General features: G+C 65.3%; 24 protein-coding genes. 10 read left to right on the top strand and 14 right to left on the bottom strand.

The genetic code is table 11. The features are described 5' to 3' along the window. Positions 1 to 20 precede the first annotated feature (20 nt). The 10 genes from nuoI to ACFOHJ_RS17555 all read right to left on the bottom strand — a co-directional run bounded on the left by nuoI (position 21) and on the right by ACFOHJ_RS17555 (position 9,423). On the bottom strand, positions 21 to 512 hold the full coding sequence (gene nuoI, locus ACFOHJ_RS17600) for an NADH-quinone oxidoreductase subunit NuoI (RefSeq protein WP_378222782.1): 492 nt from the start codon (positions 510 to 512) through the stop codon (positions 21 to 23). After that, complete coding sequence (nuoH, locus tag ACFOHJ_RS17595; RefSeq protein WP_378222781.1) at positions 512 to 1,555, bottom strand: NADH-quinone oxidoreductase subunit NuoH; 1,044 nt, start codon at positions 1,553 to 1,555, stop codon at positions 512 to 514. Before nuoH ends, nuoI begins: the two co-directional genes overlap by 1 nt. Positions 1,556 to 1,558: 3 nt before the next feature. After that, entirely contained in the window at positions 1,559 to 3,640 is a 2,082-nt protein-coding gene (gene nuoG / locus ACFOHJ_RS17590; protein ID WP_378222778.1) for an NADH-quinone oxidoreductase subunit NuoG, read from the bottom strand. A gap of 75 nt (positions 3,641 to 3,715) precedes the next feature. After that, the gene (locus tag ACFOHJ_RS17585) at positions 3,716 to 4,273 is read right to left on the bottom strand and encodes an NADH-ubiquinone dehydrogenase (protein WP_378222775.1); all 558 of its coding nucleotides are present in this window, start codon (positions 4,271 to 4,273) and stop codon (positions 3,716 to 3,718) included. Positions 4,274 to 4,275: 2 nt separating this feature from the next. Then, on the bottom strand, positions 4,276 to 5,580 hold the full coding sequence (nuoF, locus tag ACFOHJ_RS17580) for an NADH-quinone oxidoreductase subunit NuoF (RefSeq protein WP_378222772.1): 1,305 nt from the start codon (positions 5,578 to 5,580) through the stop codon (positions 4,276 to 4,278). A 10-nt stretch (positions 5,581 to 5,590) separates the two neighbouring features. Beyond that, the gene (gene nuoE / locus ACFOHJ_RS17575) at positions 5,591 to 6,676 is read right to left on the bottom strand and encodes an NADH-quinone oxidoreductase subunit NuoE (protein WP_378222770.1); all 1,086 of its coding nucleotides are present in this window, start codon (positions 6,674 to 6,676) and stop codon (positions 5,591 to 5,593) included. Beyond that, positions 6,677 to 7,867, bottom strand: coding sequence for an NADH-quinone oxidoreductase subunit D (locus tag ACFOHJ_RS17570; RefSeq protein WP_378222767.1), 1,191 nt, complete (start codon positions 7,865 to 7,867; stop codon positions 6,677 to 6,679). Between the two features lie 8 nt (positions 7,868 to 7,875). Beyond that, positions 7,876 to 8,481: an NADH-quinone oxidoreductase subunit C gene (locus tag ACFOHJ_RS17565; RefSeq protein WP_378222764.1), complete on the bottom strand. Its 606-nt coding sequence runs from the start codon at positions 8,479 to 8,481 to the stop codon at positions 7,876 to 7,878. 4 nt (positions 8,482 to 8,485) lie between these two features. Next, positions 8,486 to 9,067, bottom strand: coding sequence for a NuoB/complex I 20 kDa subunit family protein (locus ACFOHJ_RS17560; protein ID WP_378222761.1), 582 nt, complete (start codon positions 9,065 to 9,067; stop codon positions 8,486 to 8,488). Further along, positions 9,058 to 9,423 carry an NADH-quinone oxidoreductase subunit A gene (locus ACFOHJ_RS17555; RefSeq protein WP_378222758.1) on the bottom strand — a complete coding sequence of 122 codons (366 nt, stop codon included), beginning with the start codon at positions 9,421 to 9,423 and terminating at the stop codon, positions 9,058 to 9,060. The genes ACFOHJ_RS17560 and ACFOHJ_RS17555 overlap by 10 nt, the downstream gene beginning before the upstream one ends. 314 nt (positions 9,424 to 9,737) lie before the next feature. On the opposite strand from ACFOHJ_RS17555, the gene ACFOHJ_RS17550 reads away from it, so the two are divergent. Genes ACFOHJ_RS17550 through cobT form a run of 3 tightly spaced genes read left to right on the top strand, consistent with a single transcriptional unit; the run spans position 9,738 to position 12,821 of the window. Then, positions 9,738 to 10,964, top strand: coding sequence for a winged helix-turn-helix domain-containing protein (locus ACFOHJ_RS17550; RefSeq protein WP_378222756.1), 1,227 nt, complete (start codon positions 9,738 to 9,740; stop codon positions 10,962 to 10,964). A gap of 57 nt (positions 10,965 to 11,021) precedes the next feature. Beyond that, a complete protein-coding gene (cobS, locus tag ACFOHJ_RS17545; RefSeq protein WP_378222754.1) occupies positions 11,022 to 11,786 on the top strand; it encodes an adenosylcobinamide-GDP ribazoletransferase in 765 nt (254 codons plus the stop codon). A 24-nt stretch (positions 11,787 to 11,810) separates the two neighbouring features. Further along, positions 11,811 to 12,821: a nicotinate-nucleotide--dimethylbenzimidazole phosphoribosyltransferase gene (gene cobT, locus ACFOHJ_RS17540; protein ID WP_378222751.1), complete on the top strand. Its 1,011-nt coding sequence runs from the start codon at positions 11,811 to 11,813 to the stop codon at positions 12,819 to 12,821. A gap of 6 nt (positions 12,822 to 12,827) precedes the next feature. Here the strand turns inward: cobT and ACFOHJ_RS17535 are convergent, their stop codons facing one another. From ACFOHJ_RS17535 to ACFOHJ_RS17525, 3 genes are all read right to left on the bottom strand, one after another. Further along, positions 12,828 to 13,553: a dienelactone hydrolase family protein gene (locus tag ACFOHJ_RS17535; protein WP_378222750.1), complete on the bottom strand. Its 726-nt coding sequence runs from the start codon at positions 13,551 to 13,553 to the stop codon at positions 12,828 to 12,830. 33 nt (positions 13,554 to 13,586) lie between these two features. Next, positions 13,587 to 14,273, bottom strand: a complete 687-nt coding sequence (locus tag ACFOHJ_RS17530; protein WP_378222748.1) for a hypothetical protein — start codon at positions 14,271 to 14,273, stop codon at positions 13,587 to 13,589. Between the two features lie 106 nt (positions 14,274 to 14,379). After that, a complete protein-coding gene (locus tag ACFOHJ_RS17525; protein WP_378222746.1) occupies positions 14,380 to 15,954 on the bottom strand; it encodes a trimethylamine methyltransferase family protein in 1,575 nt (524 codons plus the stop codon). A 261-nt stretch (positions 15,955 to 16,215) separates the two neighbouring features. On the opposite strand from ACFOHJ_RS17525, the gene ACFOHJ_RS17520 reads away from it, so the two are divergent. Further along, the gene (locus ACFOHJ_RS17520; RefSeq protein ID WP_378222744.1) at positions 16,216 to 16,914 is read left to right on the top strand and encodes a corrinoid protein; all 699 of its coding nucleotides are present in this window, start codon (positions 16,216 to 16,218) and stop codon (positions 16,912 to 16,914) included. Positions 16,915 to 16,990: 76 nt separating this feature from the next. On the opposite strand, the gene ACFOHJ_RS17515 is transcribed toward ACFOHJ_RS17520, so the two are convergent. Continuing rightward, positions 16,991 to 17,128 (bottom strand): EncA/B family entericidin, encoded by a 138-nt coding sequence (locus tag ACFOHJ_RS17515; RefSeq protein WP_378222742.1) that lies wholly within the window; start codon positions 17,126 to 17,128, stop codon positions 16,991 to 16,993. Between the two features lie 61 nt (positions 17,129 to 17,189). On the opposite strand from ACFOHJ_RS17515, the gene ACFOHJ_RS17510 reads away from it, so the two are divergent. The 6 genes from ACFOHJ_RS17510 (at position 17,190) to ACFOHJ_RS17485 (ending at position 21,747) form a co-directional block, all read left to right on the top strand. Next, positions 17,190 to 17,831, top strand: coding sequence for a DUF1638 domain-containing protein (locus ACFOHJ_RS17510; protein ID WP_378222739.1), 642 nt, complete (start codon positions 17,190 to 17,192; stop codon positions 17,829 to 17,831). 87 nt (positions 17,832 to 17,918) lie between these two features. Further along, entirely contained in the window at positions 17,919 to 18,500 is a 582-nt protein-coding gene (locus ACFOHJ_RS17505) for a DUF4893 domain-containing protein (RefSeq protein ID WP_378222736.1), read from the top strand. A 155-nt stretch (positions 18,501 to 18,655) separates the two neighbouring features. After that, positions 18,656 to 18,958 (top strand): virulence factor, encoded by a 303-nt coding sequence (locus ACFOHJ_RS17500; protein WP_378222733.1) that lies wholly within the window; start codon positions 18,656 to 18,658, stop codon positions 18,956 to 18,958. Beyond that, positions 18,951 to 19,616, top strand: a complete 666-nt coding sequence (locus ACFOHJ_RS17495) for a methylenetetrahydrofolate reductase C-terminal domain-containing protein (protein ID WP_378222731.1) — start codon at positions 18,951 to 18,953, stop codon at positions 19,614 to 19,616. The genes ACFOHJ_RS17500 and ACFOHJ_RS17495 overlap by 8 nt, the downstream gene beginning before the upstream one ends. Next, positions 19,613 to 20,704, top strand: a complete 1,092-nt coding sequence (locus tag ACFOHJ_RS17490; RefSeq protein ID WP_378222728.1) for a methylenetetrahydrofolate reductase — start codon at positions 19,613 to 19,615, stop codon at positions 20,702 to 20,704. The genes ACFOHJ_RS17495 and ACFOHJ_RS17490 overlap by 4 nt, the downstream gene beginning before the upstream one ends. A 77-nt stretch (positions 20,705 to 20,781) precedes the next feature. Then, positions 20,782 to 21,747: a methyltetrahydrofolate cobalamin methyltransferase gene (locus ACFOHJ_RS17485; protein ID WP_378222726.1), complete on the top strand. Its 966-nt coding sequence runs from the start codon at positions 20,782 to 20,784 to the stop codon at positions 21,745 to 21,747. The last annotated feature ends 42 nt before the right edge of the window (positions 21,748 to 21,789 follow it).

Here is a 21,789-nt window from a genome sequence, read left to right as displayed (position 1 = left end):
ACGAAGAATGTAATTTCAACTCACCGATACGGCGCGTCCATTTCCATGTTGCGCGCAATCTCGCGCTCCCAGCGGTCGCCGTTCGCCAAGAGCTTGTCCTTGTCGTAGTAGAGTTCCTCGCGCGTTTCCGTCGCGAACTCGAAATTCGGACCCTCGACGATGGCGTCCACCGGGCAGGCTTCCTGGCAGAAGCCGCAATAGATGCACTTCACCATGTCGATGTCGTAGCGCACCGTGCGGCGCGTGCCGTCGTTGCGGCGCGGGCCGGCCTCGATGGTGATGGCCTGCGCCGGGCAGATCGCCTCGCACAGCTTGCAGGCGATGCAGCGTTCCTCGCCGTTGGGGTAGCGCCTGAGAGCGTGCTCGCCCCGGAAGCGCGGCGAGATCGGCCCCTTCTCGTGCGGGTAGTTGATCGTCTCCTTCGGCGCGAAGAACTGGCGAACTCCCAGCACATAGCCGGCAACGATATCTTTGAGCAGCAGCGACTTGGCCGCTTGAGCGAACGCGGACATCAGGCAAGCCCCGTAAACTTGAGGAAGGCGGCGGTGGCCACGACCATGAACAGCGAGATCGGCAGGAACACTTTCCAGCCCAGCCGCATCAGCTGGTCGTAGCGATAGCGTGGCAGCACCGCCTTGGCCATCGAGAAGATGAAGAAGACGAAGCACACCTTGAGCACGAACCAGATCACGCCCGGAACCCAGGTGAACGGCGCGAAGTCGAAGGGAGGCAGCCAGCCGCCGAGGAACAGGATGGTCGTCAGCGAGCACATCAGCACGACCGCGACATATTCGCCGAGGAAGAACAGCAGGAACGGCGTCGAGGAATATTCCACCATGTGGCCGGCGACCAGTTCCGACTCCGCCTCGACCAGGTCGAAGGGCGGACGGTTGGTTTCAGCCATCGCCGAGATCATGAAGACGATGAACATCGGGAACAGGCCGAGCCAGTGCCAATCGAGGAAGGAATTCGAAAGGCCGAGATGGGTGCCGAGCCCGTCCTGCTGCGAAAGCACGATGTCGGACAGGTTGAGCGAGCCGACGCACAGGAGCACGGTGACGATGACGAAGCCGATCGAGACTTCGTAGGACACCATCTGCGCCGCCGAGCGCAGCGCGCCGAGGAACGGATATTTGGAGTTCGACGCCCAGCCGCCCATGATGACGCCATAGACCTCGAGCGAAGAGATGGCGAACACGTAGAGGATGCCGACATTTATGTCGGCGATCGCCCAGCCGGCGCTGACCGGAATGACGGCCCATGCCGAGATCGCCAGGATCGCCGAAACCAGCGGCGCCAAAAGGAACACGCCCTTGTTGGCGCCGGACGGAATGACCGGCTCCTTGAACACGAACTTGAACAGGTCGGCGAAGGCCTGGAACAGGCCCCAGGGGCCAACCACGTTCGGACCGCGGCGAAGCTGCACGGCCGCCCAGATCTTGCGGTCGGCGTAGAGGATATAGGCCACGAAGATCAGCAGGACGACGATCAGCACGACCGACTTCAAGAGGATGATCAGCGCCGGCAGCACGTAAAGGGAGAAAAAGGTTTCCATGCTTTACTCCGCCGCCTGCTTGTAGCCGCCCTTGGCCAAAGCCGAGCATTCCGCCATCACCGCCGAGGACCGCGCGATGGGGTTGGTGAGGTAAAAATCCTTGACCGGCGAGGTGAACACGGCCTTGCCCAGCCGTCCGCCAAGCTTCGCCACCCTGGCGACATCGGCGGGATCACCGGCAGCGATCGCGTCCACGGCCGCGAAGTGCGGGAACTCTCCGTAGAGTTTGGCGCGCAGTTGCGGCAGTGAGTCGAACGGCAGCTTCTTGCCGAGCACGTCCGACAGCGCCCGGACGATCGCCCAGTCCTCGCGCGCCTCGCCCGGCGCGAAGCCGGCGCGGCTGGTCTGCTGCACGCGGCCCTCGGTGTTGACGTAGGTCGCCGACTTCTCGGTATAGGCCGCACCCGGCAGGATGACGTCGGCGCGATGCGCACCGGCATCGCCATGCGTGCCGATGTAGACGACGAAAGAGCTGCTGATCGCGGCCATGTCCAGTTCGTCCGCCCCGAGCAGGAACAGGACGTCCGACCCGGCCAGCATCTCACCGGTATTCTGGCCACCCTCGCCCGGCACGAAGCCGAGGTCGAGGCCGCCGACGCGTGCGGCCGCAGTATGCAGGACGGCAAAGCCGTTCCATTCCGGCCCGACCGCGCCCACGGCCGTGGCGAGCTTTGCTGCCTGGCCGAGAACAGCGGCGCCGTCGGCGCGCGCCAGAGCGCCCTGCCCCACGATGATCAGCGGATGGCTGGCCTTCTTCAAAGCCTGGAAGAACTTTCCGTTGCCTTCCGCGAGGTCCTTGAGGGTTTCCGGACCGGCGCCAAGCTGCTCGTAGTCGTAGCGGGTGTCGCCGACATCGCCGATCACGCCGATCGGCAGTGGGCCGGCGCGGAAGCGCTTGCGGATGCGGGCATTGAGCACCGAGGCCTCGAAGCGCGGGTTGGAGCCGATGATGAGGATGGCGTCGGCCTGTTCGATGCCTTCGATGGTCGAGTTGAAGATGTAGCTCGAGCGCCCCAGCGCCGGGTCGAGCGCCGCGCCGTCCTGGCGGCAGTCGATATTCCTGGAGCCGAGCTCGCCCATCAGCAGCTTCAGCGCGTAGATTTCCTCGACGGCGGCCAGATCGCCGGCGATCGCGCCGATCTTTTCAGGCGTGGTCCTGGCGACGGCATCGCGGATCGCGGAAAAAGCCTCGGGCCAGCTTGCCGGCGCCAGCTTGCCGTTGCGGCGTACATAGGGCCGGTCGAGGCGCTGCGTGCGCAGGCCGTCCCAGATGAATCGGGTCTTGTCTGAAATCCATTCCTCGTTCACCGCGTCGTTGTTGCGCGGCAGGATGCGCATCACCTCACGGCCGCGCGAATCCACGCGGATCGCCGAGCCGACGGCATCCATCACGTCGATGGATTCGGTCTTGGTCAGTTCCCACGGCCGCGCCTGGAAGGCATAGGGCCTGGCGGTCAGGGCACCGACCGGGCATAGGTCGATGACGTTGCCCTGCAATTCGGAGGTCATCGCCTGCTCGAGATAGGTGGTGATCTCGGCGTCCTCGCCACGGCCGATCAGGCCGAGCTCGGAAATGCCGGCGACTTCCGTGGTGAAGCGGACGCAGCGCGTGCAGTGGATGCAGCGCGTCATGATGGTCTTGACCAGCGGGCCGATATACTTGTCCTCGACCGCGCGCTTGTTCTCCTGGAAGCGTGAGGAATCGACGCCATAGGCCATCGCCTGGTCCTGCAGGTCGCACTCGCCGCCCTGGTCGCAGATCGGGCAATCGAGCGGATGGTTGATCAGCAGGAATTCCATCACGCCTTCGCGGGCCTTCTTGACCATCGGCGTGTTCGTGAAGACCTCCGGCGCCTCGCCATTGGGGCCGGGGCGCAAGTCGCGCACGCCCATGGCGCACGAAGCCTGCGGCTTGGGCGGGCCGCCCTTCACCTCGACCAGGCACATGCGGCAGTTGCCGGCGATCGACAGCCGCTCGTGGAAGCAGAAACGCGGCACTTCCGCGCCCGCCTCTTCCGCCGCCTGAAGCAGCGTGTAGTGGTCGGGTACCTCGATCTCTTTCCCGTCGACCTTGAGTTTAGCCATATCGCCTCAAACCCCTGCGGACAGCCCGCAATCCTTTTTCTCCCGCGCCGGCAATGGCCGAGCGCGCGGGCCTGTTCAGTGTTTTGCCCCGGCTTTCGCCAAGGCTGCCGCCTGCCCCGTCCAGTCGTCGCGGGCGACCCGCCCTTCCAGGCCGAGTTCGTCCTCGATCCGGGCGATGTCCTTGCCGGTCCACGCCGCGATCTGCGCGTAGGAGCGAACGCCGAGCCCGTTCAGGACCTGTTCCAGCTTCGGCCCGATACCGTCGATCGCCTTCAGGTCGTCCACGGCCTCCACCCTGGCCACGGGAGCCGCTGCAACGCGGGCTGCCGGTCGCTTCGCCGGCGCGGCCTGCGTCGCCACGACCCTCAGCTTGGCCGGCGACTGCCTGCGCGACGAGGTGGTGGCCCTGGCGTCGGCCTCGGCCTTTCCGTCCACGTCCGACTTCGCGTCGGCGAGCAAGCGCTGAGCCGCGTTTCCGGCCCCAACCAGCGCGCCCATCCAGATGCCGAAGGCATGGCTTGTCAGCCCGAAGCCGAAGGCGGACCAGGCGGCGGCCCCGGCAACAGGATGCGCGAACAGGTTGACGGCGCCCGCCAAGTCTGTCGGCTGCGTATCCTTCACGTCCCTGCCCATCGTTACTCCGCCGCCGCCAGCACCGGCTCGACCCGGTGCGCGTTGCGTGTGAACTCGTCGATGCGCCGCTCGATTTCCGGGCGGAAATTGCGGATCAGGCCCTGCACGGGCCAGGCCGCCGCGTCGCCCAGCGCGCAGATGGTGTGGCCTTCGATCTGCTTGGTGACGTCGAGCAGCATGTCGATCTCGCGCTTTTGCGCCTCGCCGCGCACCAGCCGCTCCATCACCCGCCACATCCAGCCCGTACCCTCGCGGCACGGCGTGCACTGGCCGCAGCTCTCGTGCTTGAAGAAGTAGGAAAGCCGCGCGATCGCCTTCACGATGTCGGTGGACTTGTCCATGACGATGACGGCCGCCGTACCGAAGGACGACTTCTTCTCGCGCAGGCCGTCGAAATCCATCGGGCAGTCGATGATGTCCTCGGCCTTGACCACCGGGCACGACGCCCCGCCGGGAATGACGGCCAGCAGGTTGTCCCAGCCGCCGCGAATGCCGCCGCCGTGCTTTTCCACCAGTTCGCGGAAGGTGATGCCCATGGTCTCCTCGACCGTGCAGGGCGTATTCACGTGGCCGACCAGCATGAACAGCTTGGTCCCGACGTTGTTCGGGCGGCCGAAGGACGAGAACCATGCCGCGCCGCGCCGCAGGATCGTCGGCGCCACCGCGATCGACTCGACGTTGTTGACGGTGGTCGGGCAGCCGTAGAGGCCGACATTGGCCGGGAACGGCGGCTTCAGGCGCGGCTGGCCCTTCTTGCCTTCCAGGCTCTCCAGCAACGCCGTTTCCTCGCCGCAGATATAGGCGCCGGCGCCGTGGTGAACGTAAATCTCGAAATCGTAGCCGTTCTTGTTGTTCTTGCCGATCAGCCCGGCGTCGTAGGCCTCGTCGATCGCGCGTTGCAGCGCCTCGCGCTCGCGGATGAACTCACCGCGCACATAGATGTAGGCCGCGACCGCACCCATGGCGAAGCCGGCCAGCAGGCAGCCCTCGACCAGCGTATGCGGATCGTGGCGCAGGATATCGCGGTCCTTGCAGGTGCCGGGTTCGGACTCGTCGGCGTTGACGACGAGGTAGCTCGGGCGCCCGTCCGACTGCTTGGGCATGAACGACCATTTCAGGCCGGTCGGGAAGCCGGCGCCGCCACGGCCGCGCAGGCCGGACGCCTTCATCTCGTTGACGATCCACTCGCGGCCCTTGGCGATGATGCCGGCGGTGCCGTCCCAGCAGCCGCGCGCCATCGCGCCCTGCAGCGAACGGTCGAAGCGGCCGTAGATATTGGTGAAGATACGGTCCTTGTCCTGAAGCATTTCTCGTCCCTCAGACCGGTTTCTTGCCGAAGACGCGGATATATTCGGCCACGCCGCCCTTGGCGAGCGCCTTGGCTTGCTTCACCCAGTCCTCGCGCTCGATGCGGCCATGGAAATTCAGGTAGGCATCGACCCAGGCGCGCTCGGCCTTCTTCCACGACGCCACCTGCGCGAAGGTGAAGATGCCGAGGTCGTGCAGGATCCCTTCGTTCTTCGGGCCGACGCCGGAAATCAGCTTGAGGTCGTCGACGACCGCGGGCCTGGCGATGCCGGCCGGACGGTTCTTGTCCTCGAGCGAAGGCCGCGGGGCCGCCTTTTCGGCCTTGGCGTCAACCCTGACCGGCGAAGGCGACTTCACGGCCTTGCTGGTTTCCACGGCATCCGTCACCGCGCGGGCGGCGTTGGAGGGCGGCACTTCGGCAGCGGCTTTCGCGGCCTTGGCGGCGGCTTTCGCCTCCTTGTCGCGCGTGGTTTTCAGAACCGCCTTTTCGTCCGCCAGAGAGGAAAAGCCGGTGATCGGCGCCGAGAAGAAACGGTCGACCTGTGGGCCGGTCGGCACCGAGTCGCCCCTGCCGGCCTCGAATTCGTCGATGATCTCGGCCAGGCGCTCAGGCGTCAGGTCCTCATAGGTGTCCTTGAAGATCATCACCATCGGCGCGTTCACGCAGGCGCCCTGGCACTCCACCTCTTCCCACGACAAGGTGCCGGACTCGTTGAGTTCGAGCTGGTCGTGGTGGATCCTGGAGCGGCAGACATCCATGAGTTCGCCGGCGCCGCGCAGCATGCAGGGCGTGGTTCCGCAGACCTGCACATGGGCCCGCGTTCCGACCGGCTTGAGCTGGAACTGCGTGTAGAAGGTCGCGACTTCCAGGCCCCTTATGTACGGCATGTCGAGCATGTCGCAGATCGACTCGATCGAGGCCTTGGTCACCCAGCCTTCCTGTTCCTGCGCCAGCATCAGAAGCGGAATGATCGCCGACTGCTGCCGGCCTTTCGGGTATTTGGCGATCCATTTTTTCGCAGCCGCGGCATTCGCCTTGCTGAAGGCGAAGCTTGCGGGCTGGACTTGCGGTTCTGCGAGACGGCGAACGGACATTTAGCGGTCGACCTCACCAAACACGATATCGAGGGAGCCGAGGATGGCGGTGACGTCGGCCAGCAAGTGGCCACGGCAGAGGAAATCCATGGCTTGCAGGTGCGCGAAGCCTGGCGCGCGCAACTTGGCCCGGTAGGGCTTGTTGGTGCCGTCCGCGACGAGATAGACGCCGAACTCCCCTTTCGGCGCCTCGACGGCCGCGTAGACTTCGCCCGCCGGAACCTTGTAGCCCTCGGTGTAGAGCTTGAAGTGATGGATCAGCGCCTCCATGGAGCGCTTCATCTCGCCGCGCTTGGGCGGCACGATCTTGCCGTCGAGATTGGACACCGGCCCCGTCGATTCCTTGCCGAGCAGCCGATCCACGCACTGGCGCATGATCTTCGCCGACTGGCGCATCTCTTCCATGCGGATCAGGTAGCGGTCGTAGCAGTCGCCGTTCTTGCCGACAGGGATGTCGAACTCCATCTCGTCGTAGCATTCATAGGGCTGCGACTTGCGAAGGTCCCAGGCAGCGCCCGAGCCTCGCACCATGACACCCGAAAAGCCCCAGGCCCAGGCGTCGGCCAGCGAGATGACGCCGACATCGGCGTTGCGCTGCTTGAAGATGCGGTTCGGCGTCAGCAGGACGTCGAGGTCGTCGACCGACTTCAGGAACGGGTCGATCCACTTGCCGATGTCCTCGATCAGCTTCTGCGGCAGGTCCTGGTGCACGCCGCCCGGCCGGAAATAGGCCGCGTGCATGCGCGAGCCGGAAGCGCGCTCGTAAAACACCATCAGCTTTTCGCGTTCGACGAAGCCCCACAGCGGCGGCGTCAGCGCGCCGACGTCCATGGCCTGCGTCGTCACGTTGAGAAGGTGCGACATGATGCGGCCGATCTCGGAGTAAAGCACCCGGATCAACTGCCCGCGCTTCGGCACCTCGATGCCGAGCAGCCGCTCGACGGCCAGCGCGAAGGCGTGCTCCTGATTCATCGGCGCGCAATAGTCGAGCCGGTCGAGATAGGGCACGGCCTGCAGATAGGTCTTGTGCTCCATCAGCTTCTCGGTGCCGCGATGCAGGAGCCCGATATGCGGATCGACGCGGTCCACGACTTCGCCGTCGAGTTCCAGCACGAGGCGCAGGACGCCGTGCGCCGCCGGATGCTGCGGCCCGAAATTGATGTTGAAGTTGCGGACGGACGTCTCGGCCATGATGCGCCTCAGTTCGCCTTCGCCTTTTCGTCGCCCGGCAGCACGTAGTCAGTGCCCTCCCACGGGGACAGAAAGTCGAAATTGCGGAATTCCTGTTTCAGTTCGACCGGCTCGTAGATCACGCGCTTGGCCTCGTCGTCGTAGCGAACCTCGACGAATCCGGTCAGCGGAAAGTCCTTGCGCAGCGGATGCCCCTCGAACCCGTAGTCGGTCAGGATGCGTCGCAGGTCCGGATGGCCGGAGAACAGCACGCCGTAGAGGTCGTAGGTTTCGCGCTCGTACCAGTCCGCGCCCGGATAGACGCCGGTGATCGAAGGCACCAGCGTATCCTCGTCGGCCTCGACCTTGACGCGCACGCGTAGGTTCTGCTGCGGCGACAGGAAATGGTAGACGACATCGAAACGCTTCGCGCGGGCCGGATAGTCGGCGCCGCAGATATCGATGATGGAGACGAACCGGCACTTCGGGTCGTCGCGCAGGAAGGTCGCCACGCCGACGATGTCGGCGGCATCCACCGTCAGCGACAGCTCGCCATAGGCGACGACGCCTTCCACGACTTTGCCGGCGAGCTTGGCCGTGACATGGGCGGCAAGTTCGTTCAACGCTTCGCTCATGAAATCACCGTTCAATCGTGCCGGTGCGGCGGATTTTCTTCTGCAGGAGAAGAAGGCCGTAAAGCAGCGCCTCGGCGCTGGGCGGACAGCCGGGCACATAGATGTCGACGGGCACCACGCGGTCGCAGCCGCGCACGACCGAATAGGAATAGTGGTAGTAGCCGCCGCCGTTGGCGCACGAGCCCATCGAGATGACGTAGCGCGGCTCCGGCATCTGGTCGTAGACCTTGCGCAGCGCCGGCGCCATCTTGTTGGTCAGCGTGCCGGCGACGATCATCACGTCGGACTGGCGCGGGGAAGCGCGCGGCGCGATGCCGAAGCGCTCGCTGTCGTAGCGCGGCATGGCCGTGTGGATCATCTCGACGGCGCAACAGGCCAGACCGAACGTCATGTACATCAGCGAACCGGTACGCGCCCAGGTGATCAGCGCCTCGGTCGAGGTGACGAGAAAACCCTTGTCGGAAAGCTGGTCGTTGATGCCGACGAAGAACGGATCATCCGAGCCGATCGGCTTGCCGGTGTTCGGGTCGAGAATGCCTTTCGGGCGCGGCGCGACCAGCGTGCCGGAATTGTCGCTCAATCCCATTCCAGCGCTCCCTTCTTCCACTCGTAGATGAAGCCGATGGTCAGCACGCCCAGGAATACCATCATCGACCAGAAGCCCAGCATGCCGATCTCGCTGAAGGAGACGGACCACGGAAACAGGAACGCCACTTCGAGGTCGAAGATGATGAACAGGATCGACACCAGGTAGAAGCGGACGTCGAACTTCATGCGCGCATCGTCGAAGGAGTTGAACCCGCACTCATAAGCCGACAGCTTTTCGGGATCGGGGCTGCGATAGGCGATCAGGAACGGCGCGACCATCAGCGCCAGGCCGACGACCAGCGCAACGCCGATAAAAATCACAATGGGCAGATACGAACTGATGAGTGCGCTCATGCTCCGGTTTCCCGATAATGGCCAATACGCCTGATCTATAGCACCGGCCCGAGTTACGGAAGCGTCACCGTGACGCCGAACTCGTTCAGGCCCCATGCTGCAATGCGGCGAGGGTTAGCGCAGCACTCCAGGCGAAGCAAGTCAAACCTTGCCCAAAAGCAGGATGTCGCAAGGCATACCCGGCCAAAACCATTCGGCCAGGGCGCGTTTTATTTCCTTCTCTTTTTACTCCACTTTTCTCTCCTGACATATCTGCCGGCCACGCCTGCTACGATGGGTGGAATCATCGACGCGTCGAAAGCCGGGACAGGCGAATGAAGCAGAAAATATCGCTCGGCGTTGCCCGCCGCATCGCCCTTGCCGCACAAGGCTTTGCCGACCCGAGGCCCTCCGGCGTCGCGGACCGGCGCCACCTGTCGCGGATGTTGTCGCGCACCGGCCTGTTCCAGATCGATTCCGTCAGCGCGGTGGTGCGGGCGCATTACATGCCGCTCTATTCGCGCCTCGGCCCCTACCCGCGCGCGCTGGTCGACAACGCAGCCGTCTCACGAAATCGTGCGCTGTTCGAGTACTGGGCGCATGAGGCTTCCTACCTGCCGGTCGAGACCTGGCCGCTGCTGCGCTGGCGCATGGAGCGGGCGGAACGCGGCGAGGAAATGTACTCCGGCCTCGCAGCATGGGGCCGGGCTCACCCCAGGACGATCGAAGGCATCTACAAGCGCGTCGCCGAAGAAGGGCCGATGGCCGCCTCCTCGATCGAAGGCCACAAGGGAACCGGCGGCTGGTGGGGCTGGAGCGAGGCCAAGAACGCTTTCGAATGGCTGTTCTGGGCCGGCCGCATCACCGCTGCCTACCGCAAGGGGTTCGAGCGTTTCTACGATCTTCCCGAACGGGTGCTGCCGCCCGCCGTCCTCGCCCTGCCGACGCCGTCGGTGGAGGACGCGCAGCGGGAACTGCTGCGGATTTCGGCGCGCGCGCATGGCGTCGCCAGCGCCAACTGCCTGCGCGACTATTTCCGCCTGTCTCCGGCCGACATGAAGGGCCGGCTGGAGGAACTGGTAGAGGAAGGAACGCTCTTGCCCGTGCAGGTCGAAGGCTGGAGCAAGCCGGCCTATCTCCACAAGGACGCGAAGACACCGCGCCGGATCGCGGCGCGCGCGCTGCTCGCGCCTTTCGACCCGCTGGTGTTTGAGCGCAAGCGCGCCGAAAGCCTGTTCGATTTCCACTACCGCATCGAAATCTATACGCCGGCGCACAAGCGCCAGTATGGGTACTATGTCCTGCCCTTCCTGCTCGGCGAACGCATCGTCGCCCGCGTCGATCTCAGGGCGGACCGGCCGGCGGGCGTGCTTCGCCTTCATGCCGCCTATGCCGAGCCGGACGCGCCGGCCGACACGGCCGCCCATCTGCTCGACGAGCTGATCCAGATGCAGCACTGGCTGGAACTGGAGCGACTCGCCATCACGCCGGCTGGCGACCTCGGCCCTGCGCTGGCAGATATGGCGCTGTCGCATCCGCGCGTTGACAGCCTCGACGCCTGACGCCTACATCGACCCGCCATCCCACAACCGGCAGCGATCGGACGATCGGACAAACAGATGCAGCCTTGGAGCCTTCGCCAAGCACTGGACGACCTCGCGCTCAGCCTCGTGTTCTTCACACGCCTGCCGTTGCCGACCTTCGATTTCCATGGCCGTACGCTGGCGCAGGCGATCTGGGCCGCGTCCCTTGCCGGCCTCGCCGTCGCAATCATCGGCGGCATTGTCTACGCCGTTGCCAGCGGCCTGGGGCTCGCCACAGGGCCATCGGCGGCACTGGCGCTCGCCGCGACGATGGTCGCTACCGGCTGCCTGCACGAAGACGGCCTGTCGGATGTCGCCGACGGCGTCGGCGGCGGCCATACGCGCGAGAAGAAGCTCGAAATCATGCGCGACAGCCGCATCGGCAGCTACGGTGCTGCGGCGCTCGGCCTGTCGATCCTGCTGCGTTGGAGCGCGCTTTCCGAACTCGGCCATCCGGCACACGTTCTCTTGGCGCTCGTGGCCGCGCATATGGCCTCGCGCGGCATGGCCGGTGCGTTCATGCATCTTTCTCCGCCCGCGCGCGCCGATGGGCTGGCCGTGGGCGCGGGAGCGGTCTCCTCGGAGACGGCGACGGTCGGTGCCGCCATCGGTGCGGCGGCGCTTCTCCTGCTCGGCCTATCGGGGGCGGTTGCCGTTGCCATCGTGCTGGCAGCCCTGTTCCTTGCCTTCCGCGCCCTGTGCCTTCGCCAGGTCGGCGGCCATACCGGCGATACGGTCGGCGCGCTGCAGCAGTTCGGCGAGATCCTGGTGCTGCTCGCCGCCTCGATATTCCTTTCCTGATGCACTTTCGGAGATTTTCAGTCGATGACCTTCCACTCGCTCGATGAACTGCGCGCCGCCTGCCGTGAACTGCCGGCCGGCGACGACGCGGCGGCCGCCGCCGTTGCCAGCCGGCAGGATACGCTGACCAAGCCGCAAGGCAGCCTTGGCCGATTGGAGGAAATCGCCGCCTGGCTGGCGCGCTGGCAACGCTGCGCCATGCCGAAGCTCGACCGGGTCAAGGTGTTCGTCTTTGCCGGCAACCATGGCGTCACAGCGCAGGGCGTCTCCGCCTTTCCATCGGAAGTGACGGTGCAGATGGTGGCGAATTTTTCCAGCGGCGGCGCTGCCATCAACCAGTTGGCGCGCATCGCCGGGGCGGACCTCGCCGTGATCCCGCTCGACCTCGACCATCCGACCGGCGATTTCACGCAGGCGCCGGCGATGGACACGCAGGCCTTCCTCGCCGCCGTCTCGGCCGGCTACGAGGCGGTCAGCGGCGACCTCGACTTGATCTGCCTCGGCGAAATGGGCATCGGCAACACCACGCCCGCCGCCGCCATTTCGGCGGCGCTGTTTGGCGGCGACGTGCGCCAATGGACCGGGCGCGGCACCGGCGTCGACGATGCCGGCCTCAACCGCAAGGTCGCGGCCATCGAGGCCGGATTGAAGCGCCACGCGACCGCCCTCGCCGATCCGCTGGCCGTTGCCGCGGCCCTTGGCGGGCGCGAACTCGCGGCCATCCTCGGCGCAACGCTGGCCGCCCGCCATCGCAATATTCCGGTGCTGCTCGACGGCTTCGTCTGCTCGGCAGCCGTCGCCCCGCTCGGGCGCCTGCATCCGACCGGCCTCTCCCATGCGATCGCCGCCCACGTCTCGGCGGAAGCCGGGCACCGGCATCTGCTGGAAGCGCTGTCGCTGCCGCCGCTGCTCGATCTCGGCATGCGGCTGGGGGAAGCTTCCGGCGCCTGCCTTGCCGTCAATCTCGTGCGCTCGGCGCTGGAGTGCCACCAGCGCATGGCAAGCTTCGCCGAGGCCGGCGTGTCGGAAAAATAACGCCGGTCAGGCAAGGGTTTCGGCAAAGAAGCCGACAAGCCGCTTCCAGTGGCGCTCGGCCCCGGCCGCGTCGTAAGCCCCGTGGTCGGGCACGCACCATCCGTGCGCCATGCCGACATAATTCTCGATGATGTGGTCGACCTTCGCCTCGCGCAGCGCTTCGGCAAGCCGGGCCGACTGTTCGGGCGGAAAGCTTTTATCGACCTCGGCGGAACCGACGTAAACTCGCGCCTTGAAACGCCCGGCGTGATGGTAGGGGCTGTCGGCGGCGTCGCTGGCGAGGTTGCCGCCATGGAAACTGGCGGCAGCCTTGATGCGGTCGGGAAAGGCAGCGGCGGCGTTGAGCGCCCTCGCCCCGCCCATGCAGTAGCCCACGGCGCCGATCGGGCCGGTGACGCCTTCCCGCCCGAGCGCGTCCAGGAAAGCGCCGGTATCGGCCATCGTCATCGCCTGCGTCGTCGCCGACAGCAGCCCGCGCAGTTGCCTTGCCGTCGTCTCGACGGAAAACGCGGTCTTGGCATCAAACGGCCCGTAGGGCGCGCGGCGGTAGAACAGGTCCGGCACCAGCACGGCGTAACCTTCGCCCGCCAGACGCTGTGCCATGCCGTCAAGCGCGGGCCGTGGGCCGAACGCATCCATATAGAGAATGACGCCGGCGCCCGCGGTCGGTCCGAACAGGCTGGCCCCGGCCACGCCGTCGCTCGTCCTTATCTCGATTTCCCGTTTCGTCATGGCACTCTCCGCTCTTGAAGCCGACACTACGGCCTAGCGCGAAAAGGCCGCCATGTGGAAGGCCTGTGCGTCGGCCGGATAACGATAGGCCGCGCCATGGGGGCAGGCATTGCGGTCGAGGCAGCCGGTCGTGCGGCAGGCTGCGCCGTCCGGCCCGCGCACATGCGAGAGGCAGGCCTGATAGGCGAAGCCATCCCCGCTATAGGCGTCGACCGGGCAGGATTTGAGGCACGGCTTTTCCACGCAACTGTCGCAAAGGTGAACCACCTCGGGCGGTTGCGGAAATGAAAGCTCGCGGTCGAACAACAGCACCCCGCGATAGGCATGCCAGAGGCCATAGCGCGGATGCATGAGGATGCCGAGCGGCGATGGCTTCAGGCCTTCGGCCCGCATCGCCCAGCGCTGGATGGGAAGAAACGGCCTGTCGTTGGGGCCAGCCGCGCGCGCGTTGAAGCGAGCCGCCACGCCCCCGATCACGTCGCGCGACCAGCTATCCAGCGGATCGGCGAGACCGGCGGGCCGCCTGCCGCGCCAGTCGAGGAAATGGCGCCATGCGGAGGCGCCCGCCTGCCCCACCAGCACCACTGCCCTGGCCGGGGCGCCCGAAGGTCCCTGCGGCGGGCTTTCCTGAGCCTCGAAATTGAAGCCGCCGCGCAGGATCAGGCCATTCTCGGCAAGGGCAGCCGCCATGTCGGCAAGGAGGTCTTTCCCGGCGATCATGGCGGCGGAACCGACATCACTTCCTGTCCGGATCGGAGAAGGCGCTCCGCCAGACTTCCTTGTGAATGATGTTGGCCACTTTAGCCCGGCCTGTGTCGGGCTCCTTTCAACTGAAGGCGTCGGGCATCGACTCCTTCTTTTTGGCGACGAAGTCCTTCAAGCCATCGTCGATGCCCGGATCGAGATACGGCGCTTCGTAGCTTTCCAGCCAGTGGCGGGCGAGCGCGTTGGCGCGCTGCGGCGCGGTCTTCTCGCCCTCGGCCAGCCACTGCTCGAACGAGTTGTTGTCGGCAATGGAGGAGCGGTAGAACGCCGTCTGGAAATTCGCCTGCGTGTGGTCGCAGCCGAGATAGTGGCTGCCCGGCCCGACCTGGCGGATGGCATCCATCGCCTGGCCGTTTTCCGACAGGTCGACGCCCTCGGCGAACTTTTGGCTCATGCCGAGCTGGTCGATGTCCATCATGAACTTGTCGTAGCTCGACGCCAGGCCGCCTTCCAGCCAGCCGGCCGCGTGCAGCACGAAGTTGGTGCCGGCCAGGAGGGTCGAGTTCAGCGTATTGGCGCTTTCATAGGCCGCCTGCGCATCTTCCACCTTGGAGGCGCACAGCGAACCGCCGGTACGGAACGGCAGGCCGAGACGGCGGGCCAACTGCCCGGCGCCATAGGACACCAGCGACGGTTCCGGCGTGCCGAAGGTCGGCGCACCCGACTGCATCGAGATCGACGAGGCGAAGGTGCCGAACAGCACCGGCGCGCCCGGATTGATGAGCTGCGTGAACGAAGCGCCGGCCAGCACCTCGGCCAGCACCTGCGTCAGCGTGCCGGCCACCGTCACCGGGCTCATCGCGCCGGCGAGGATGAACGGCGTGACGATGCAGGCCTGGTTATGGCGCGCATAGACCTTCAGCGCGCCCAGCATCGTTTCGTCGAACACCATCGGCGAGTTGGCATTGATGAGCGAGGTGAGCACCGTGTTCTTCTCGACGAAATCGTCGCCGAACACGATCTTGGCCATGGCGATCGTGTCTTCCGCCCGCTCCGGGGCCGTCACCGAGCCCATGAACGGCTTGTCGGAATATTTGATGTGGCTGTAGATCATGTCGAGGTGGCGCTTGTTCACCGGCACGTCGACCGGCTCGCACACCGTGCCGCCCGAATGGTGGATCGACGGCGCCATGTAGGCGAGCTTCACGAAATTGCGGAAGTCCTCGATCGTGGCGTAGCGGCGGTTGCCGTCGAGGTCGCGCACGAAGGGCGGGCCGTAGACCGGCGCGAACACGGTGGCGTTGCCGCCGATCTGCACCGAACGCTCGCGGTTGCGGGCGTGCTGGGTGTAGACGGACGGCGCCGTCTTCAGGAGCGAACGGCACAGGCCCTTCGGGAAGTGGACGCGCTCGCCCTTGACGTCGGCGCCGGCCTCCTTCCACAGCTTCAGCGCTTCCTCGTCGTCGCGGAAGATGATGCCGGTTTCCTCGAGCACGATGTCCGTGTTCTTCTCGATCAGCGCCAGGCCTTCCTCGTCCAGCACCTCATAGACCTTGATGTTGCGCTTGATGTAGGTGAGCTGAGTGCCCGGCCCGCCGCCGGAGCGCGCCGCGCGACGCGCCGCCGCTCCGCCGCTCGCGCCACGCCCGCGCCTGCCGCTCGGCGCTTCCTGATCAACTGCCGCCTGTTCGCTCATGATCGCTTTTCTTCCTTGAAAACGGTTCCGGCCGCTCATGCTGCGGCTTCTTGCCGGATCGTAGTCATACACCCTAATCGAAACGGCCAGCCAGCGCCAACACCTGTCGCAAAATCGACAAGGAACCCCCTGGATTTGCGGTCGCTTTCTTTTTGCAGTAAGTCGCAAATCAGCTATGGAAACGTGGGTATGACGGGATACGTATTGGCCAACGTTTTCAGCCCTGCGGACGTCCGCTTGGCAATATGGAGTTGAAGTGACATGGCCGACGACGAGATCATTCTCTCCGAGCTTTCCGACGACGAGCTCGTGCAGCAGATGCACGACGACCTTTACGACGGGTTGAAGGAAGAGATCGAGGAAGGCACCAACATCCTGCTCGAGCGCGGCTGGGTCCCCTACAAGGTGCTGACCGAGGCGCTGGTCGAGGGCATGCGCATCGTCGGCGAGGATTTCCGCGACGGCATCCTGTTCGTTCCGGAAGTGCTGCTGTCGGCCAATGCGATGAAGGCCGGCATGGCCATCCTGCGCCCGCTTCTGGCCGCCACCGGCGCGCCCAAGCAGGGCAAGATGGTGATCGGCACCGTCAAGGGCGACATCCACGACATCGGCAAGAACCTGGTCGGCATGATGATGGAAGGCGCCGGCTTCGACATCATCGACCTCGGCATCAACAATTCGGTCGAAAAGTACCTCGAGGCGATCGAAGAACATCAGCCCGACATTCTCGGCATGTCGGCGCTTCTGACCACGACCATGCCCTACATGAAGGTCGTCATCGACACGATGAAGGAAAAGGGCATTCGCGACGACTACGTCGTGATGGTCGGCGGCGCGCCGCTCAACGAGGAGTTCGGCAAGGCGGTCGGCGCCGATGCCTACTGCCGCGACGCGGCGGTGGCGGTCGAGACCGCCAAGGATTTCATGAAGCGCAAGCACAACGCCCGCGCCAACGCCTGACCGGCGCCGGCGACGCGAACAGGAAACCGCCACTCAAGGTGGCGGTTTCAAAGCCCCGATACGGTGGGCCTGCTACTTACTGATTGACCGTATCTTCCACCGCGTGAGCGGTGCTTTTGATATCCTTGCCGGCGCCGCGTATCGTGTTGGCGCAGGCGACGAGCGCCAGGGCGCAGGCCAGAACGGCAATTGGTGCGAGACGTGATGGCTTCATGATCGGGGCTCCCTCGGGCGTGATCTGCACCGTTGTAACGAAAACCGGTTCGACTGGTTCCATGGCTGCCCAGCAAAACGTCAAGTCGGATAAGAAAGACAAGCTTCTGGTCATCGCCTGCGGCATGCTCGCGCGCGAAATCCTGGCGGTCAAGGAGCAACTCAAGCTCGATCACCTGGAACTGACCTGCCTGCCGGCGGAGTTTCACTTCTATCCCGACCGCATCGCGCCGGCCATGGACAAGGCCGTCACCGAGGCCAGGGCGGAAGGCTACGAGCACATCTTCATCGGCTATGCCGACTGCGGCACCGGCGGCCATCTCGACAAGGTATGCGAGAAGCATGGCGTAGAGCGCATGGACGGGCCGCATTGCTTCGCGTTCTACCAGCGCATGGAAGAATACCGGAAGATCGCCGACGACGACATGATGTCGTTCTACATGACGGACTTCCTGTGCCGGCAGTTCGACGCCTTCTTCATGAAGCCGCTCGGCCTCGACAAGCACCCGGAACTGATCGCCGACTATTTCGGCAACTACGACAAGCTGATCTACCTGGCGCAGACCGACGACCCGGAACTGGACAAGGTGGCTGTGGCGGCGGCAAAAATGCTGGGCCTTGCCTATGAGCGCCGCCCCACCGGCTACGGCGACCTGCCGATGGGCCTCGCCCATGCGGCCAGCGTCGCGGGCATCTCCAAGTAACCCTGCCCAAGTAGAGGCTGGCCTTTCCCGCCGGGCCGGATATGGTCGCGAACTGGTATCGCAATCCGACGTTCAAGGGTCAGCCGGATGAGTTTTCGCCCGATAATCCTCGCAAGCATCCTTGCGGTTCTCACCTCGGCAGCGCTTGCCGACGGGGTGGTGCAAAAACTGATCACGCCGGCCGACCAGGCGCGTCTCGACCAGTATGACCAGACGCGGATGGCCGCCCTGGAGGAAGCCCGCGGCAGCGGCGATCCTGCCGACATGAAACAGCTCGACGCGTTGCTCGCGCAGCCGCTGGTCGCCTTCTCCGACAAGGACCTCACAGGCAACTGGCGCTGCCGCACCATCAAGGCCGGCGGCGATTTCGGCGCGCTCGTCCTCTACGGCTGGTTCACCTGCAAGGTGACCGACGACGGTTCCGGCTGGGTGCTGGAGAAGACCGGCGGATCGCAGCGCACCAAGGGCCGCCTTTACGACGACGGCGAAAAGCGGGCCATCTATCTCGGCTCCTACTTCGTCAAGGGCGACCCGGTCGAACCCTACGGCAGCGGGCCGGAAACCGACCAGGTCGGCTACGCTTTCCGCACCGGCAGCGACGCGTGGCGCATCGAGTTTCCGGCGCCGTATCGTGAATCGCGCCTCGACATTCTCGAACTCAAGCGCTGACCCTCGGCGACCCCGCGCGAAACCCGGTCGGCGCGCTGGTTGAACAATCTTTCTTTCTGCGACATCCGTCGCTTTTGAAAGCGCGCGCGTCGTCCCATAACAAGCAGGCCAGCACGGCTTGCGGCAATGCTCGAAACATCAGGAGTGAGAAACCCATGGCCGATCTGATCGTCGTCTACTGGCGCGATATTCCCGCGCAGGTCATCGTCAAGAAAGGGCGCCAGAACGCCAAGCGCGAATTGCCGATGCGCTTCATCCAGGCGATCGACGCCTGCGCCATGAAGGTCGGGGCCAAGAGCGCCAGCAACTACCTCGACGACTGGCGCAAGGCCGACCCGATTCCGGTAAGCGACGATATCGACGCCGAGGCGGACAAGGCTGTGAGCGAACTCGACACGCGCTTCGACAAGGCGAAGCTGATCGCCCTCGTCAATTCAAGCGGCAGAGAAAATGGCTGACAACGGGCTCCAGACCACGACGGCCGCAGGGCCGGCCGGTACCGAGGCGGTAACCCCGCCGGCGGCATCCGGCGGCGTGACGCAGGCAACGGTCGTCAAGAAGACCGCGCCGAAAAGCGACTACAAGCCCGCCGACGTGTCGCCGCAGCGGCGTGTCCAGCGCAGCTATACGGTGCGCCTGTGGTCGGTGCGCCATTCGCGCCTGCTCGAATGGTTCTACGCCAAATTCGCCGACGCCTTCCTGATGCTGCATCCGTTGTGGAAGGGCATCGGCTACGGCCGGGTCGAAGCGCCGGTGAAGTTCATCGAAAAGCGCGTCAAGGGCTTCATGTTCGACTGCCGCATGTGCGGCCAGTGCGTGCTGTCCTCGACCGGCATGTCGTGTCCGATGAACTGCCCCAAGCAATTGCGCAACGGCCCGTGCGGCGGCGTGCGCGCCAACGGCCATTGCGAGGTCGAGCCGGACATGCCCTGCGTCTGGGTCAAGGCGTGGGAAGGCTCGCGCAACATGGTGCATGGCGACAAGATCCTCGACGTGCAGAAGCCGGTCGACCAGTCGCTGCGCGAAACCTCCGCATGGCTGCGCGTGACCGCGCAGGCGGCCGCGGCGCGCGAGGCGGCCAAGGCCGAAGCAACGAACAAAGGGGCAGCGGCATGATCGCCCGGCAACGCGACGAGAACCCGGCCGGCGTCCACCTGCCGCTCGACCCCCTGCCCGGCCACACCTCTCGCGGGCGGCTGGAGCGCGTGCTGCGGCGCGGCGAATTCGCGGTCACCACGGAACTCAATCCGCCCGACAGCGCCGACCCGGAAGAGGTCTACAACCGCGCCAAGATCTTCGACGGCTGGGTGGACGGCATCAACGCGGTCGACGCCTCGGGCGCCAACTGCCACATGTCCTCGGTCGGCATCTGTGCGCTGCTGACGCGCATGGGCTATGCGCCGATCATGCAGATAGCCTGCCGCGACAAGAACCGCATCGCCATCCAGGGCGACGTGCTCGGCGGCGCGGCGATGGGCGTCGCCAACATCATGTGCCTGACCGGCGACGGCGTGCAGGCGGGGGACCAGCCGGGCGCCAAGCCCGTGTTCGACCTCGACTGCATGTCGCTGCTCGAAACCGTGCGCATCATGCGCGACAACGGCAAATTCCTGTCGGGCCGCAAGCTGACCACGCCGCCGCAGCTTTTCCTCGGCGCCGCGATCAACCCGTTCGCACCGCCCTACGACTTCCGCCCCCACCGGCTCGGCAAGAAGATCGCGGCCGGCGCGCAGTTCGTACAGAGCCAGTACTGCTTCGACGTGCCGATGTTCCGCACCTACATGCAGAGGGTGCGTGACCTCGGCTACGCCGACAAGGTCTTCATCCTGTGCGGCGTCGGCCCCCTCGCCTCGGCCAAGACGGCGAAATGGATCCGCTCCAATGTGCCGGGCATCCACATTCCCGATTCCGTCATCAAGCGGCTGGAAGGCGCGCAGGACCAGAAGAAGGAAGGCAAGCAGCTCTGCATCGACATCATCAACGAGGTGAAGGAAATTCCGGGCGTGGCGGGCATCCATGTGATGGCCTATCGCCAGGAAGAATATGTCGCGGAAATCGTGGATGAATCGGGCGTGCTGAAGGGCCGCCAGCCGTGGAAGCGCGAGGCGCGCAGCGACGACCGCCTCGTCGCCGACCGGCTCGGGCAGATACTGCAGGACGACATTACCGAAACCCAGGTGGATATGGTCAAGACGGCGTACTGACCGGCGGACCGGCCTTCGCTTGATTCAACACAGATAACGATATAAAGAAATCTTTATATCACGACCGGAGAGATTTCATGACCCACACCATCGTCGCCTCGGCGACCCGCGAGATCATCATCGGCTTCGATCAGCCGTTTTGCGTGATCGGCGAGCGCATCAACCCCACCGGCCGCAAGAAGCTCGCCGCCGAGATGATGGAAGGCAACTTCGAGACGGTGAAGAAGGACGCGCTCGAGCAGGCCGCCTGCGGCGCCACCATGCTTGACGTCAACGCGGGCGTGACCTCGGTCAACCCCAACGAGACGGAGCCCGGCCTGCTGGTGCAGACGCTGCAGATCGTGCAGGACCTGGTCGACCTGCCGTTGTCGATCGACAGCTCGGTATCGGGCGCGATCGAGGCCGCCCTCCAGGTCGCCAAGGGCCGGCCGCTGGTCAATTCGGTCACCGGCGAGGAAGAGAAGCTCGAAAAGATTCTGCCGCTGGTGAAGAAATACAACGTGCCGGTCGTCGCCATCTCCAATGACGAGACCGGCATCTCGATGGACCCGGACGTGCGTTTCGCCGTCGCCAAGAAGATCGTCGAACGCGCCGCCGACTACGGCATTCCGGCCCATGACGTGGTGGTGGACCCGCTGGTGATGCCGATCGGCGCGCTGGGCGACGCCGGCCGCCAGGTGTTCGCGCTGCTGCGGCGCCTGCGCGAGGAACTCAAGGTGAACACCACCTGCGGCCTGTCCAACATCTCCTTCGGCCTGCCGCATCGCCACGGCATCAACGCCGCCTTCATCCCCATGGTGATCGGCGCGGGCATGACCTCGGCGATCATGAACCCGGTGCGTCCGCAGGAGATGGAAGCGGTGCGTGGCGCCAACGTTCTGGCCGGCACCGACAAGGACTGCACCACCTGGATCAAGACCTACAAGGACTATAAGTCCGGCGTGCAGGCGGGCCCCGTTCCGGCACCGGCAGCCGGCGAAGGTGCTGCCGCCGCCGGCGGTCGCCGCCGTGGCGGCCGCGAAGCGCGGATGGCCCGCGGCTGACAAAGTGCAGTGCCCTCTCCCGGCATAAACCGGGAGAGGTAA

Source organism: Aquamicrobium soli (assembly GCF_042646345.1).
Classification (GTDB): Bacteria; Pseudomonadota; Alphaproteobacteria; order Rhizobiales; family Rhizobiaceae; genus Mesorhizobium; species Mesorhizobium soli_A.
Note: the sequence above shows the minus strand (reverse complement) of the source record. Positions and strands in the feature narration are given on the sequence as shown.